Consider the following 15,127-nt stretch of genomic DNA (forward strand, 5'->3'; position numbering starts at 1 on the left):
GTGAACAGATTCTTTTCCTTCATTAGAGCAATCGATAATTTCTTCAATAGACTGAATTAAGCTTTGTTCTTTTTGTAACATTTCACTATTTAATTCATTGGAATGTGTCGTACGTGTTGAAACATTTTCAAAACATGAGTTTAATTGTTGAATTAAATTTTGGAGTGTATGGTGCTGGTTATTTACAAGTTGATGCTCTTGAACAACGCTTTTTACACGGTCGTGGATAGAAGAAATAGTCTCTTGGTTTTCAATATCTTTTTGTTTTAATTCTGTTTCTAGCTCTTGTATACGATTTTCTAATTGATCAATTTTATGTTGGAGTGCTTTCTTTTGAGTAAACATGTATTTATCTCAACCGCCTTTAGAAGTTATATTTTCTCTATATTTGGATTTTAGCATCTTTTATAATTTTTAAATATAGGAATTGTTAAATATTTAAGAATCTATTACATTTTATTCATAATTCCCTTTTTTTTGTCATGAAAAATAAACTGTATTTAATGGTTCTGTAAACAAACTGTAAAATAAATCATGTATAACTGTATAAGAAGGGAGTCGGATTATGAACTATTTTAAGCGAATCAGTAGTCTAGTATTAGCAGGAATTATCGTTCTTTCTAGTACAGTCGCTGTAAAAGCAGAGTCAAACGACGAGAAACTTAACAACATGCAACAGCAATTGCAGCAAAACGATGCAGATATGCAGAAGAAAGAGCAAGAGAAGCAAGCTGTTAGTAAAGAAATTCAAGGTATCGAAAATGAACTACATAATTTAAATAATACAATTGCAAAAAATAAAGAGGATCAATCTGCTATTCAACGTAAAATCGATGAAACACATAAGCAGATTGAACAAAAAAAGAACGAAATTGTCGTTTTAGAAGATAAAGTCCTTGCTCGTAAGGATATTATGAAAAAACGTATGGTTTCTGTTCAAAATAGCTCAAATACGAGTTTAGTAGTAGAAGTTGTTGTAGAATCAAAAAACTTTGCTGATTTCATACAACGTATGAATGCGGTATCTACAATTTTAGATGCAGATAAAGAAATTTTACGTCTACAAGAACAAGATCTTCGTCAAATTGAAGAAGATAAAAAAGAGATTGACGAAAAAGAAGCATCTTTAGTAGTAGATAAACAAAAATTAGCAAAAGCACAAGCTGATTTGCAAGATAACTTGAAAAAACGTCAAGATAACTTACAAACAGTTCAAGCTAAATATAATCAGGTTGCAAGCCAACTTAATTTAGCAGCAGAAGAAAAGGCTAAAATTGAATCAAATATGAAGGCAGTACAAGAAACAATCGCTCGTGAACAAGAAGCAGCAAGAATTGCAGCGGAAGAGCGCGCAAAAGCTGAAGCAGCTGCAAAGGCTGAGCAAGAAGCTTTAGCGAAAGCGCAAGCGGAAGTTGCTGAAAAGCAAAAGCAAGAAAAAGCTAATAAACCAGCTGAACCAGTTGCTAATAATAATTCGAAAGTAGAGCCTGAACAACCTAAGGTAACTGCTGGCGGAAAAGAAATGTATGTACACGCAACAGCTTATACAGCAGATCCATCTGAAAATGGTTATGCAGCAGGTCAACAAGTATATTCTGCATGGGGACCGGGCGGTAAGCCTTATAACTTAACTGCAAATCCAGGAATGAAATTAATTGCGGTGGATCCATCTGTTATTCCATTAGGATCTACTGTAAATGTTGAAGGTTATGGAATTGCAATTGCAGCAGATACTGGTGGCGCGATTAAAGGTCACAAAATCGATGTTTTAATGCCGGATAAAGCTTCGTCTAGTAATTGGGGCAGAAAAAATGTTAAAGTTACAATTTTAAACTAAAACGTAATCCAACTTTACAATACGTAAAGTTGGATTTTTTTTGTAAAAATAATGTTAAGTTGAGTTTACATTTTGTTAAGAGTAGCATACAATAATGGTAAGAGGTGGTAAAAATGACCATTTTAAACAGGGTGAAGGAATTAAGAGCTCGCTTTAATTTTTCGCAAAGTGTATTAGCAGAAAAGGTTGGGGTGACGAGACAAACGATCGCTGCAATTGAAAAAGGGGATTACGTTCCTTCATTGTTACTAGCATTGACGATTTGTGATGTATTCGAGTTAAAGATGGAAGATGTGTTTGTTTTAAATAAGGAGGGGGAAGAGGATGAATAGAATTGGTTTTTCTTATATCGTAAATGTACTTTATACGGCGCTAGCATGCTGGACATTTGTTGAACTTTATAATGTGGTCACAGAGCTCGCAGATATAATTAAAAACGAGAAATTCCCATTTGAAGTATGGTTTAATGGAGTACCATTCGTTTTATTATTTATTGGAGCTATTATAGTTACAATTTTTTATAGAATGCAAAAGAAAAAATACAAGAATTTATCCTTTTGGATGTATCCATTATTGTTTCCGTTAGAAGATGAACGTGAAAAAGCGATTACGGAGAAAGCTTGTCGAACAACTTTTGTTTCGTTATGGTATGTGTTACCTTGTGCAGTTGGATTTTTAACTCTTTCTCCTATTGTTAATTTATATATTCCAGGGTATCCGCTATATATTGCATTTGGTATTTTCTTTATTCAAATGACAGTCTTCCACGTATCCCTATACAGAAATAAATTAGTCTAAAAAGAACCCTTCTTGCATTAGCAAGAAGGGTTCTTTTTCAGCTTACACTTGTACATATAGCAATATTGTCTTATCATTTTATATAGAGTAAGATTTTGTAACGGAAAGGAATTGTATATGAATAAGCAAAGAATTTATAGTATAGTAGCAATCCTTCTATTTGTTGTAGGTGGTGTATTAATCGGAAAGCCATTTTATGATGGATATAAGGCAGAGACGAAACAGACAGCGAATGTACAAGCTGTTCAAAAGATGGAATATGAAAAGCACGACACGGAATTTGTAGATGCTTCAAAAATTAATCAACCAGACTTGGCAGAAGTAGCGAGTGCATCGTTAGATAAAAAACAAGTAATCGGTCGTATTTCAATTCCGAGCATCTCATTAGAACTTCCTGTTTTAAAAGCGTCGACTGAAAAGAATTTATTGTCAGGTGCGGCAACTGTAAGAGAAAATCAAGTAATGGGACAGGGGAATTATGCGCTTGCAGGGCATAATATGTCAAAAAAAGGTGTTTTATTTAGTGATGTATCAACTTTAAAGAAGAACGATAAAATTTATTTGTATGACAATGCAAATGAGTATGAGTATACTGTTACCGGTGTATCTGAAGTGACTCCTGATAAATGGGAAGTTGTAGAGGATCATGGGAAAGATGAGATAACACTTATTACATGTGTATCTGTTAAGGATAATTCTAAGCGTTTTGTTATTACGGGTGATCTAGTAGGAACAAAGGCGAAGAAATAAAGAAAAAAGAAGGTTCACTCTTTAAAGAGTGAACCTTCTTTTTTTATCCAATGTTAAGAAACAAAAGAATATTTTAGTTGGTATTTAAGTATTTTTCTATTTTTGTATAATAAAGTAATGATTCTAGATTTTGGGAGGAACAAAAGTGAAACAGCAAGTAAAAAAACTTCTTTTAACAACAAGCGTAGCGTTATTGGTAGCGCCAATTTCTGCTTATGCACATCCAGGACGTACAGATGCTAATGGTGGACATACGTGTCGTACAAATTGTGAAAAATGGGGATTGCAGTACGGGGAATATCATTATCACAATAAACCAGCTTCTAGTAGTGGTACAACGAGTCCAGCCCCTAGCCAAAATAATAATGGTGCTGTAGAAGCTGAAAGACAAGCAGAAGCACAGCACAATGCGGAGGCAGAAAAACAACGTGCTGCAGAAGCACAGCGTAAAGCAGAGGAAGAGAGACAGCGTGCTGCAGAAGAACAACGCAAAGCAGAAGAAGCACGTAAGGCAGAGGAAGCGCAGCGTAAAGCTGAGGCTGAAAAGGGACAAGCTGAAGGGCAAAAAAACGGTGAGACAGATTTTAAAGCAGGAAAAAACAATGCAGAAGGACATGTAGCTGGAAAGTCAGATGCATATAAACAAGTATTTACAACTACTTATGCTGCGGCATGGTCTTTAGAAGAACAGAAAAAAGCACATTTTGAAAAAGGTAAAGATCAAGGGTTAGCACAAGAGGCAATGGACGATAGTCAAATTACTCCTGAGTTTAAGGTGAACTTTGCAGAAGGTTTCCAAGTAGGTAATAAAGAGAGAACCGAAAAGATTGAAAAAGAACAAGCGGAACTTGGTGAAAAGGCTGGTAAAGAATTAGCTGAAAAGAAACCTGGAAATACTGAAAAGGATACATATGTGAAAGCATATGAAACCGCGTATGAAACAGGATATAAGTCTGCCCAAAAAATGGCGAAAAAAGCTGGATATACATATGCATTTGAAAATTATGATTTGAAAGTTCCTGCTAAGTATGAAAAACACGAATCATTAAAGAAATGGTTTACGGAAGGATTTAAATCAAATAAAAAGGCAGCAGAAATCCGAGAAGAAGGATATAAAAAAGGAGATAGCTGGCTTTCATTTTTCTATAAAAACTTCGTGCCAAGTGAATATAAAGAGTACAAAAATCTGTATGAACAAGCAATAGAAAAAGGTAAAAAAGCATAAAAAAAAGATGAGGAATTTTTCCTCATCTTTTTTAATCCATCCATTTCACTAATTTCTTAGAAATTAATAATAAAACACAACCTAAAATAATTGCTGCAGCTCCGATTACTGTAAATACTTCAGCATATCCAAGTGAAGTTGTGAAGCTTGCAAGCTGTCCGCCTATAATGTTGGCGATTCCTGAGCTTGCTAGCCATACTCCCATTAATAAAGAAGCAAGTTTTACTGGAGCAAGTGCGCTAACCATTGATAGTCCAACAGGTGATAAGAATAACTCACCTAACGTATGGAAAAGATACGTAAAGACGATAAATAGTAAGTTTGCTTTTTCTGTAATGTTATGTTCATCACTACCTGTTTTTAATGTAGCGATAACAAGAATGATATAACCGATACCGAGTAGGATCATACCAAGTCCCATTTTTGTTGGGATTTTTAAATCCCCATTTTTTCTAGTTGCAAGTTTTGCCCATAATGTTGAAATGACTGGAGCAAGTAAAATAATAAATAACGGATTGACCGATTGGAACCAAGATGTTGGAACTTCCCATCCGAACACAGAGCGGTCTACAAATTTGTTTGTATATAATGTTAACGAACTACCAGCTTGTTCAAATCCAGCCCAGAAGAAGACAACAAAGCATGTTAAAATGACGATAACTGTTGTACGTTGTTTTTCTTTTTTTGTTAACGGTGTATTTCCTACTGTTTGTTGTCCAGCAGCCGTTTGCAAATCGCGAGTTGGTTTTTTACCGATATCACCAAGGAAGCGATTTGATAGTGTTGTAAATAAAATTTGTCCAATGATCATTCCGATTGAAGCGGCTAAGAAACCGTAACGGAATCCGTAATGAACAACACCGTCCACTGTTGTTTTAAATAAATTTTCTGATAAAAATCCGCAAACGAGTGGAGCTAAAAATGAACCGACGTTAATACCCATATAGAATATTGTAAATGCACTATCACGTTTTGGATCGTGCTCTTCGTATAATTCTCCAACAAGTGTAGAGATATTCGGTTTGAAGAATCCATTACCGATAATAATAAGCGCTAATCCGAGGTATAGACCGGCTTGGTTTTGCAAGGCAAATAGTGTAAGGTTACCGATTGCCATTGTTATACCACCAATTGTGATGGCTTTTCGTTTACCTAGAAAACGGTCTGTTAAGTATCCACCGATCAATGGTGTGAAATAACAAGCACCAGTATAAAATCCGTAAATAGAGAGTGCCCAAGCGGGACTAAACCCAAGACCACCACTTACTAAAGCTGTTGTTAAATATAATGTTAATAATCCTCGTAATCCATAGTAACTAAACCTTTCCCACATTTCTGTAAAGAAGAGTAAGTATAAACCGGGAGGATGTTTCTTTTTTCTTTGTTGTTCTCTTTCTAGTTGCATCGTTGATTCCATGTGATTTTTCCTCCTGACACAAACAAAAAACAAAGTTAATAGTTTTGTATATTTAATATTTTACTTTATTAACTATTAAAAGTCAATAAAGGTTGATTTTTCAGAAGAAATTGGAAAAGGGAAGTAGATATAGAATGGGTGTTTCTTTTGTGGTAGACTATGGACTATGTTTTCTTTGTAAGGAAGCGGATTATCGCGTTTTTCCTACGTGTGGAATAGATCTCATGCGAGATGAAATTGAAGAAGGAGAAAGAAATGAAATTGTTACAGAAAAAAGAAATTTTGCTTATTAGTCTTATGTTATTCTCTATGTTCTTTGGAGCGGGAAATCTTATATTCCCACCTTTCCTTGGATACGAAGCGGGAGAGCATGTGTGGATTGCATTGCTAGGTTTTATTATGTCAGCAACAGGGCTTCCGATATTAGGTGTTATCGCTATTGCGAAAGCAGGGAGCTTTCAAACGTTAGCGGGCAGGGTTCATTCTTCATTTGCAATTATTTTCCCATGTATTGTGTACTTATTTATTGGACCAGGTCTTGGTATACCACGTGCAGGAAGTTTAGCTTTTGAAATGGGACCAGGTCAGTTGTTCCCAGAAGCGGGTAGCGTAGTTTTGTTATTGTACACGGCTATTTTCTTTAGCATTGTTTACTGGTTAAGTTTATCTCCGTCCAAATTAATGGGCTTGTTTGGAAAGGTGTTAAAGCCTTTATTATTATGTATGATTGCCATTATATTTATAAAAAGTATGTTTACATCAGTAGGCGGTGTGAAAGAGCCTACAGGAAATTATGGACAAGCTCCTATGTTTCAAGGATTTTTAGATGGTTATTTAACGATGGATGCATTAGCGGCTTTAATCTTTGGGATTGTTATTGCAAATGCTCTGCGTGCAAAAGGTGTAGAGGATGATAAAGGTTTAGCGAAATATATGAGTATTGCTGGTATTGGAGCAGGGCTTTTATTATCTATTATTTATGTCATTCTTGGATATGTTGGTTCAATTAGTGGTTCATTGGGTACATTTGATAACGGTGCGAAAGTGTTAGCACAAGTTATGACGACATTATTTGGACAAGGTGGGTTAGTTTTATTAGGCCTTATTTTTACTGTCGCTTGTCTATGCGTTTCAATCGGACTTGTTACGTCGTGTAGTCAATTTTTCGCAAGTGTATTTCCGAAAGTATCTTATAAAGCTTGGGCATTTATATTAAGTTTTGTTAGTATGGTTTTAGCTAATTTAGGATTAACGCAAATTTTAAAAGTATCGGTACCGATTCTTGGATTTATTTATCCAGTTGCACTAACGCTTATTATTTTAGGGTTATTCCATAAGTATATTGGGAAGTATGTATACGTATATTCGGTAACGATTGGGCTCGTAGCGGCATTTAGTGCGATTGATGTTTTAAACAAAAGTGTACTGATGAATAAATGGACACCACTACTAAAAATGCTTCCGTTTTATTCAGAAGGTGTAGCTTGGATTGTTCCGGCATTTGTAGGTGTCTGCCTCGGTGTAATTGTTAGTATTGCTATAAATAAGAAGAAATAAGTAAGAGGTGTTTTCCTATTTGGGAAAACACCTTTCTTTTTTGGGAAAAATAGTATTGAAAATGAATAGACTAAGAGTATGATAAAGGTAATTGGTAATATATAGGTCAAGTGAAAAATCGATGATGAGGGGGGATTGTATGAAGGAGGATTTAAATAAGAAAATAGAAGCGCTCGAAACGGCAATTGAAACGATGCAAGAGACACTTTATGAATTGAAAGCGAAACAAAGAAAAATAGAAGTAGATAAAGTTCAACAAAATGTTAATAAGGAAAAGAAAGAATATATTGAAGCAGTAAGTAATGAAAAGTTACAAAAAGATGTTGTTAAGAAGAGGGAGTCCATGCAAGAGCCAGAGGTGAAACAAGTAGATATATCTGTATTTAAACCAGAACCATTTAATATTATAAAGTTTTGTCAAACATGGTTACCACGCATATTTGTCGGTATTATGCTACTTGGCGTTATTTGGTTATTTAAAGCAGGGGTAAATGCCGGATTGTTAACACCAGCGATACGGGTTGTGTTTGGCATCGTACTATCTGCCGGTTTGTATTATGTAGGAGATATACAAATTAAAAGAAAGCGGCAAGCGTTAGGGTTAGTATTAGCTGGAGGAAGTATTACGGGAATTGTTTTAACAACGTTTGCGGCACATTATTTATATGAATTTATTCCTGCAAGTATTGCGTTTATTTGCAACATTATATGGGTTATTTCAGGGATTTATTTAGCGAAAAGATATAGATCGGAATATCTCGCTATTTTCGTGGCGGTAGGAGCATTTTTTGTTCCTTTCTTGTTAAATAGTACGACTCCTAATACGTATATTTTCTTTAGTTATGAGACGATATTAACAATTAGTCTATTATGGTATGCATTGAGAAACCGTTATAAGTACTTGTATATGATTTCTTATGTTGTGGCGGCAATTGTCCTATTTGTCTTCTTTGCTGTTATGTCAATATTAGTAGAGAATGTGCAAGTACAGTTAACAGTTGTATACGGCGTAATTCATTTACTATTATTTTGGCATATGTTTTCGGAGAGAAGTTTTATACAAGAAGCAAGGTTGGCGATATTTAGTGCGAATGCAGTTTTCTTTATTTTAGCCATTTCTCAAATTCCTGAATTTACAACGTGGGGATTAGTTATAAGTGCATTCGTGCATGTTGTTATGTTCGCACTTGAATATAGGAAGAATAAACATTCTGTATTTACAAATCTAATATTTGGCTTTGCAATGGGGTCATTTAGTTTAGCGATTTTATACGAGTACAGTTTGGTGAATGCAGCAATCGTATTATTGTTACAAGGTTTCCTTGGTATGGTTACTGCTATTAAAGTAAAGCAAAATATTAAATTATATGTAAGTGCAACGATTTATGCGATTGGAATGGTGCAGACGATTTTTAGCCCGTTTGATCATTTCATTTCGGCAGGATTTGTCGCTCATATTATTTTGATAGGAACGTTCTATTATTGCATGAGACAAGCGAAAGAAGTGTTAGCGAGTTTTGGTAAATATGTTTATTCGATAGCGCTCTACTCGTTAATGGTCATTGTATTTATTACAATTACTAGAATCGGTGAAGTTCTTTCTACAGATGGAAGTATAATTAGCGTATCTGTATCGTTATTATGGATGGTATATGCGTTATTTGCAGTTTGGTTTGGCCGTTATAGACAGATGAACGAAATATTATATGCTGGATTAGTCGTATTAGTAGTAACAGTAGGGAAGTTATTCCTTCTCGATTTACCAGAGGTGTCGATGATGATTAGGGCGGTGTTATTCTTAATCGTTGGTAGTATAGGTATCGTTATTTCAAGAATGTTTTTCTCAAAAGAAGAGAAGTGAAAAAAAAGGCAATCCATATGTGGATTGCCTTTTACTGTACTTTACTTCTTACCAATCGTTACAGTTTCACTATATTTCGCTGTCGTATTTTGACGTAGACGAAGTGTTGCTTGTCCAGTTGTATTTGGATCAAGTTGTACATTCACAATTTTTTCAGCAGATCCTTGGTTATTTGTGATGAAAGAGAATGCACTGCTATATCCGAAAGAAGATGGCCAAGTGCCATTTGTATTTTGAACTTTTGCCACCTGTGTTCCGCCAGTTGTGAAGATACCTAAAGAATAATTATTGTACGTTGTATTTGGTAATAAGTTATTTACTTGAATCTTCAGTTGGAACACCTCATTGTTTGGTAGAATGCTAGGGTGCGTAATTACGTAATCACTCGTTGTCAATGCACCGTTATAGCCGTATGAACCTGGTTTGAAAGTATTTGTATTGAACCACTGGTAACCTTGACTTGGTGCGCTCCAAGGTTCTGGTTGTGGTTCTGTTGATAAACTTGGTTGTTCAAATGTTTGTAGAGCTGTAGGTGCATCAAGCTGTAAACCACTCACTTGATCTAAGCTTGTAAATGTTTCTTGCTTCGCTAACCAATTCACGATGTTTTCTAATAGAACAGCATCGTTTTCTTCTTTATAACCATCATAAGTTTTCTTTGATTGACCTGAATCTTCACGAACATATTTTGGCGTAGCATCTTCAACAGGAGAAGAATCACCAATAAAGGCTGCTTTTCCAAGGCCAACTTTCGAAATAGCAGCATAAGGACCCTCTGCAACGCCACCACCGTTATAAACGCCGCTATCAACAGCGTTATTCCATTTTGATGGATTTTCTGGAAGATATACAAGGCCTTTCGCTAGTTTTGGATTTGTAATCGCAAGAGTAGAGCCGGCATGCATTGCTACAGATGAAACGCCAGTTGTAATTCCGAATGATTGTGCAGGTGAGACAATATTTTTAGCTGAAACATCACCAAGTGCGTTATAGCGGAAACGAATACCGAAATTATCGGATAGCCAATCAGAGCTTTCGACTCCTTGCATAGCCTGTGAATTTACTTCGTCACTAGACATGCCTTTTGCTGGATTATCCCATGCACCGCGTCTATAGCCATTGAACACTTCTGAGGAGTCCCAGCGGTTTTTATTACGATCTGCATTATAATGATCGGCAATGAAGAAGATACTTCCGCCATTTTTTACGTATTGTAACATTGCATCTTGTTCAGATTTTTTGTAAGGAATATTGGCTTCTGGAACGATAAACACATTGTAGTTTTTTAAATCTTCGTATGTAATAGGTGCTGATTTACGAAGTTCTTTTACATGATATCCGTTTTGGGCAATGCCATTTCCGAAATCAGAAAAACCGCCATCAATAACCCAGTCAGCTGTCCCGGCAGTTTGACCGTGCGTATTATCGAATAATACTTTTTTCCCATTGTTTTGATTTGCAATTTTCGCAGCAATTTCAGGAGCTGGATCTACAGAGCTTTCGGCATAAGTAGATGGAACATAAGCGCTTCCTAAACTGATTGTAATTGCTGTTGCTAAAGAAAATTGAACCCATTTTTTATTCTTCATAGAAGAATCCCCCTAATAATAAATATATGTGCTTTAATAATGTAATTTATTTTTCTGTAAAAATAAAGATAGAAAATATTAAATAGTGTAAAGATAACGTTAATTAGATTGAGAAATATTTGTGTGAATAATGAAAAAATCTCTCCCTAGTAAAGTAGGAAGAGATCGTGGATTTAACTAATTTTTGAATTAGATGATTCATCAAGTTTATGGAACCCTTTCATGTAATACACGATAGCCAAGCCAATAAGCCAAATTGGACCGACGATTAATGCGATTCGTGTATCTTCTGAATAAGCCATTATACCTAGTACAAGTACAAGGAAGCCGAGTGAGAAATATGAACTTAATGGGTGTAAAGGCATTTTATATGTTAGTTTTTCCTTTTTATTAGATTGTAATCCTTTACGGAATTTAATTTGAGCGACTAATATTATACCCCAAGTCCAAATTGCGCCGAAAGTTGAAATACTAGTTAACCATGTAAACACTTTTGCAGGAACAAGATAGTTTAATATAACGCCAACGAGTAACACGATTGCTGTTGCGATAATTCCTTGACTCGGAATACCATTTTTATTTAAACGACCGAATCTTTCGGGTGCTTTCTTTTGTTGTGCTAATGTAAATAGCATACGGCCTGTACTAAACAAACCACCGTTACAAGATGAAAGAGCTGCTGTTAAAACAACAAAGTTAATAATGCCTGCTGCCTTTGCGATACCAATTTGCTGGAATGTTAGCACGAAGGGACTTCCTTTTTCGCCAAGTTCGTTCCAAGGGTAAATTGCCATCATAACGAATAGAGCTCCAACGTAGAATATTAAAATTCTCCAAAATACATTATCAATTGCTTTTGCGAGTGTCTTTTTCGGATTTTGAGCCTCACCAGCTGTAACTCCGATAAGTTCGACTCCTAAATAAGCGAATAATACCATTTGTAAGGAAAGTAATAATCCAGAGAAGCCATTTGGGAACCAGCCCCCATGTTCCCAAAGATTTGAAATACCAGTTGCAACGCCGCCATTTCCAAATCCGAATAGAATAATACCAAAGCCAATCACTATCATACAGATAATTGTGACAATTTTGATGAGAGCAAACCAAAACTCAAGTTCTCCAAATACTTTCACAGATAAGAAGTTGAAAGCACTCATTAATAAAAGAGCTAGTAATGCCCAAGTCCAGCGCGGGATATCAGGGAACCAGTACTGCATGTAAATGCCTGCTGCTGTAATTTCCGCCATACAAGTAACAACCCATAAAAACCAGTAATTCCAGCCTGTAATATACCCAGCTAGTGGGCTGATGTAATCATTTGCATATTTACTAAAAGAGCCAGCAACCGGTTGTTCAATTGCCATTTCTCCGAGTGCGCGCATAATGAAGAAAATAACGAGTCCGGCGATCATATAGCCTAGTAAAATAGATGGGCCAGCTAGTTTAATAGCGGAAGCTGATCCTAAAAATAGTCCAACGCCAATAGCTGAACCGAGAGACATTAAAGTAATATGCCTTTGTTTTAAGCCACGGTTTAAATTTTCAGATTTGTTTGTTTGCTGCATAAGAAGAATACCCCCTGTAGAGTGAACAATATTTGAATGAATCCACTAAATATTTAACTATTTCAAATTATAAAACATTTCTATCTGTTATGCTACAAAAATAATCATAATACACTGTACTACATCTGTATTTGTCAGACTTAAACTTAAAATTCTAACTATTAGAGAATATATTGACTCTTCTTTTTATTGATTGTTAAGATTAAGTATTACATTTTCTCACATACTAATAAGAAAAGAATGTGTGATAATAATTCAAGTGTAGGAAGGGTACATAAGTATGTTTCAATTACAAAAGTATAACACTTCTGTGAAGCAAGAAATTTTAGCTGGCATCACAACTTTTTTTACATTTGCGTATATTCTTGTCATCAATCCGAAAATATTATCTGATGCAGGTGTACCATTTGATCAAGCATTTACAGCAACTATTATTGCGACAGTTGTTGGAACGCTATGTATGGCGTTTTTAGCTAACTATCCAATTGTTATTGCTCCAGCTATGGGAATGAATGCATATTTTGCTTATTCTGTTGTTCAACAGGCAGAGGGGATTACATATGTCATTGCGTTTTCGGCAGTATTTGTAACAGGTATTATTTTTCTTTTATTATCTTTCACCTCGTTTAGGAAAAAGCTAATTGTCGCAATTCCTGACAGTTTAAAACATGCAATTGCAGGTGGAATCGGATTATTTATTGCTTTTATTGGATTGCGACTTTCGGGTATTATCGTTGACCATCCATCTAACTTAGTTACAATCGGAGACTTTCATTCACCGGCTGTTATTTTAACAATAGTTGGTTTAGTGTTAGCGGCGGTATTAATGGTATTACGTGTTAGTGGTGCATTGTTTATTAGTATGATTGTGACAGGGATTATTGCTTTCTTTACAGGGCAATTAAAGTTTGAAAATAACATTGTCGCAATGCCACATTTACCAGAAGGAATTATTGTTTCAAACCCTATCAATGCATTTTCAGATGTAATTCAATACGGTTTATATGGGGTTATTTTTTCATTCTTACTTGTACTTTTATTTGATACAACAGGTGCGTTACTTGGTTTAATTAAACAAGCAGGTTTAAATACAGATAACACTGAAAAGCGCTTTGGTAAGGCGTTCATTGCAGATGCAATTGGAGGGACGACAGGTTCTATCTTTGGGACAAGCCCGACAGCAGCGACAATTGAATCGTCAGCTGGAATTGCGGCAGGTGGTAAAACTGGATTGACAGGTATTGTAGTAGTTTGTTTAACGATTATAACGGCATTCTTTAGCCCTGTTATTGCTTCTTTATCAAATGTAGCGGCTATTACAGCCCCATCACTAATTATAGTAGGGAGTTTAATGGCACAAAGCATTCGTGATATTAATTGGGATGAGTTTGAAGATGCATTACCAGCATTTTTAATTTTCGTTGGTATTCCGTTAACATCTAGTATTGCGAATGGAATTGCAATCGGATTTTTAGTGTATCCAATCTTAAAGATTGTGAAGGGAAAAGGGATGGAAGTACATCCGTTACTATACTTATTTACAATTTTATTTGGATGTCATTTATTCTTATAATATAGATATAGAAAGAGGGCTTCTTATGAGAGGCTCTTTTTTTGTGTATAATAAAGTGAAACTATAAGCAGTGGGGCTTTTGTTTATCCCCACTGCTTATTAGCCTTCACCAATCGGGCGTTTACGGGCAGCAGGGCTCCCACCTAACTTCTTTGCTCCAGCCGAATTTTGAGGTGGGAGTTTTACTGCCCACAAATAGCGGGATAAGGTGAAAATTAAACCGAATTTGTAAAGTATAAATTACTTAATGACATATATATGTTACAATAAAGATAGAGGAGGAACATGAATGGCTGTAAGTAAAATAAAAGTCGCGCGTGTTCAGTTAGATTTAACACAGCAACAATTAGCAGAAAAAGTAGGCGTTACAAGGCAAACGATTAGTTTAATTGAGAAGGGGAAATACAATCCGTCTTTAGATTTATGTATGAAAATTTGTTATGCGGTAGATAAAACATTGAATGATTTGTTTTGGGAGGAAAAGGAGTGATAGGGTGAAAATTGTGAAAGATGAACGTTTAATGATAGAAGGGTTAAAACATATTAGGCTAGCTTTCATCTTACAAAATATCGTCATACTAGGTGTTGTCTTTTACCGTTACGTCTTGCAAGGGGCAGGTTATGAAAGTGTTTCGGATTTATTAATGATATTTATGGGCGGGATAGTAGTTATTAACTTCTTAAATTTAAAACATTCTGTAGAGGTATATGAGCATACGGGGGGGGTATCACGTAGTTACTTCATGAAACTATTATTAATTCCAGTAGGGATTGTTATTGGGATTTTAGCTATTTGTATCATTGTAACACCGGATATTTCGATAAAGGAAATTAGTATAACAGGACTTATTATGTTTGCTTGCTTTTTAATTCCTAGTTTGTTTATATACATATATATGAAAAAAATAAAAAGTGAAGATGAAATATAAGAAAAGCTTTCTGCAATATGCAGAAA

The 15,127-nt window shown here is 35.3% G+C and carries 13 protein-coding genes; 10 read left to right on the forward strand and 3 right to left on the reverse strand.

The window, feature by feature from the left end; translation table 11 throughout:
• Positions 1 to 565: 565 nt before the first annotated feature.
• The 5 genes from NSQ47_RS24050 to NSQ47_RS24070 all read left to right on the forward strand — a co-directional run bounded on the left by NSQ47_RS24050 (position 566) and on the right by NSQ47_RS24070 (position 4,610).
• A complete protein-coding gene (locus tag NSQ47_RS24050; protein WP_341038123.1) occupies positions 566 to 1,837 on the forward strand; it encodes a 3D domain-containing protein in 1,272 nt (423 codons plus the stop codon).
• A 113-nt stretch (positions 1,838 to 1,950) separates the two neighbouring features.
• Positions 1,951 to 2,169 (forward strand): helix-turn-helix transcriptional regulator, encoded by a 219-nt coding sequence (locus NSQ47_RS24055; RefSeq protein WP_000154009.1) that lies wholly within the window; start codon positions 1,951 to 1,953, stop codon positions 2,167 to 2,169.
• Complete coding sequence (locus NSQ47_RS24060) at positions 2,162 to 2,635, forward strand: DUF2178 domain-containing protein (RefSeq protein ID WP_131231994.1); 474 nt, start codon at positions 2,162 to 2,164, stop codon at positions 2,633 to 2,635. Before NSQ47_RS24055 ends, NSQ47_RS24060 begins: the two co-directional genes overlap by 8 nt.
• A gap of 117 nt (positions 2,636 to 2,752) precedes the next feature.
• Entirely contained in the window at positions 2,753 to 3,385 is a 633-nt protein-coding gene (locus NSQ47_RS24065; RefSeq protein WP_131231995.1) for a class A sortase, read from the forward strand.
• Between the two features lie 145 nt (positions 3,386 to 3,530).
• Entirely contained in the window at positions 3,531 to 4,610 is a 1,080-nt protein-coding gene (locus tag NSQ47_RS24070; protein ID WP_341038124.1) for a YHYH domain-containing protein, read from the forward strand.
• 31 nt (positions 4,611 to 4,641) lie between these two features.
• Here NSQ47_RS24070 and NSQ47_RS24075 read toward each other — a convergent pair whose 3' ends face one another.
• Positions 4,642 to 6,027: a peptide MFS transporter gene (locus tag NSQ47_RS24075; protein WP_078173811.1), complete on the reverse strand. Its 1,386-nt coding sequence runs from the start codon at positions 6,025 to 6,027 to the stop codon at positions 4,642 to 4,644.
• Between the two features lie 255 nt (positions 6,028 to 6,282).
• On the opposite strand from NSQ47_RS24075, the gene brnQ1 reads away from it, so the two are divergent.
• Together brnQ1 and NSQ47_RS24085 are read left to right on the forward strand one after the other, a co-directional pair.
• On the forward strand, positions 6,283 to 7,584 hold the full coding sequence (gene brnQ1 / locus NSQ47_RS24080; RefSeq protein ID WP_341038125.1) for a branched-chain amino acid transport system II carrier protein BrnQ1: 1,302 nt from the start codon (positions 6,283 to 6,285) through the stop codon (positions 7,582 to 7,584).
• 139 nt (positions 7,585 to 7,723) lie between these two features.
• A complete protein-coding gene (locus NSQ47_RS24085) occupies positions 7,724 to 9,445 on the forward strand; it encodes a DUF2339 domain-containing protein (protein WP_341038126.1) in 1,722 nt (573 codons plus the stop codon).
• 41 nt (positions 9,446 to 9,486) lie between these two features.
• Here the strand turns inward: NSQ47_RS24085 and NSQ47_RS24090 are convergent, their stop codons facing one another.
• Complete coding sequence (locus NSQ47_RS24090; protein ID WP_341038127.1) at positions 9,487 to 11,034, reverse strand: DNA-binding protein; 1,548 nt, start codon at positions 11,032 to 11,034, stop codon at positions 9,487 to 9,489.
• 173 nt (positions 11,035 to 11,207) lie between these two features.
• Positions 11,208 to 12,599: an amino acid permease gene (locus NSQ47_RS24095; RefSeq protein ID WP_078173807.1), complete on the reverse strand. Its 1,392-nt coding sequence runs from the start codon at positions 12,597 to 12,599 to the stop codon at positions 11,208 to 11,210.
• A gap of 280 nt (positions 12,600 to 12,879) precedes the next feature.
• On the opposite strand from NSQ47_RS24095, the gene NSQ47_RS24100 reads away from it, so the two are divergent.
• From NSQ47_RS24100 to NSQ47_RS24110, 3 genes are all read left to right on the forward strand, one after another.
• The gene (locus NSQ47_RS24100; protein ID WP_341038128.1) at positions 12,880 to 14,172 is read left to right on the forward strand and encodes an NCS2 family permease; all 1,293 of its coding nucleotides are present in this window, start codon (positions 12,880 to 12,882) and stop codon (positions 14,170 to 14,172) included.
• Positions 14,173 to 14,461: 289 nt separating this feature from the next.
• The gene (locus tag NSQ47_RS24105; RefSeq protein ID WP_016103563.1) at positions 14,462 to 14,662 is read left to right on the forward strand and encodes a helix-turn-helix transcriptional regulator; all 201 of its coding nucleotides are present in this window, start codon (positions 14,462 to 14,464) and stop codon (positions 14,660 to 14,662) included.
• Positions 14,663 to 14,666: 4 nt separating this feature from the next.
• A complete protein-coding gene (locus NSQ47_RS24110) occupies positions 14,667 to 15,101 on the forward strand; it encodes a hypothetical protein (protein WP_341038129.1) in 435 nt (144 codons plus the stop codon).
• Positions 15,102 to 15,127 lie beyond the last annotated feature (26 nt).

The organism is Bacillus sp. FSL R10-2780 (assembly GCF_038006125.1).
Classification (GTDB): Bacteria; Bacillota; Bacilli; order Bacillales; family Bacillaceae_G; genus Bacillus_A; species Bacillus_A cereus_U.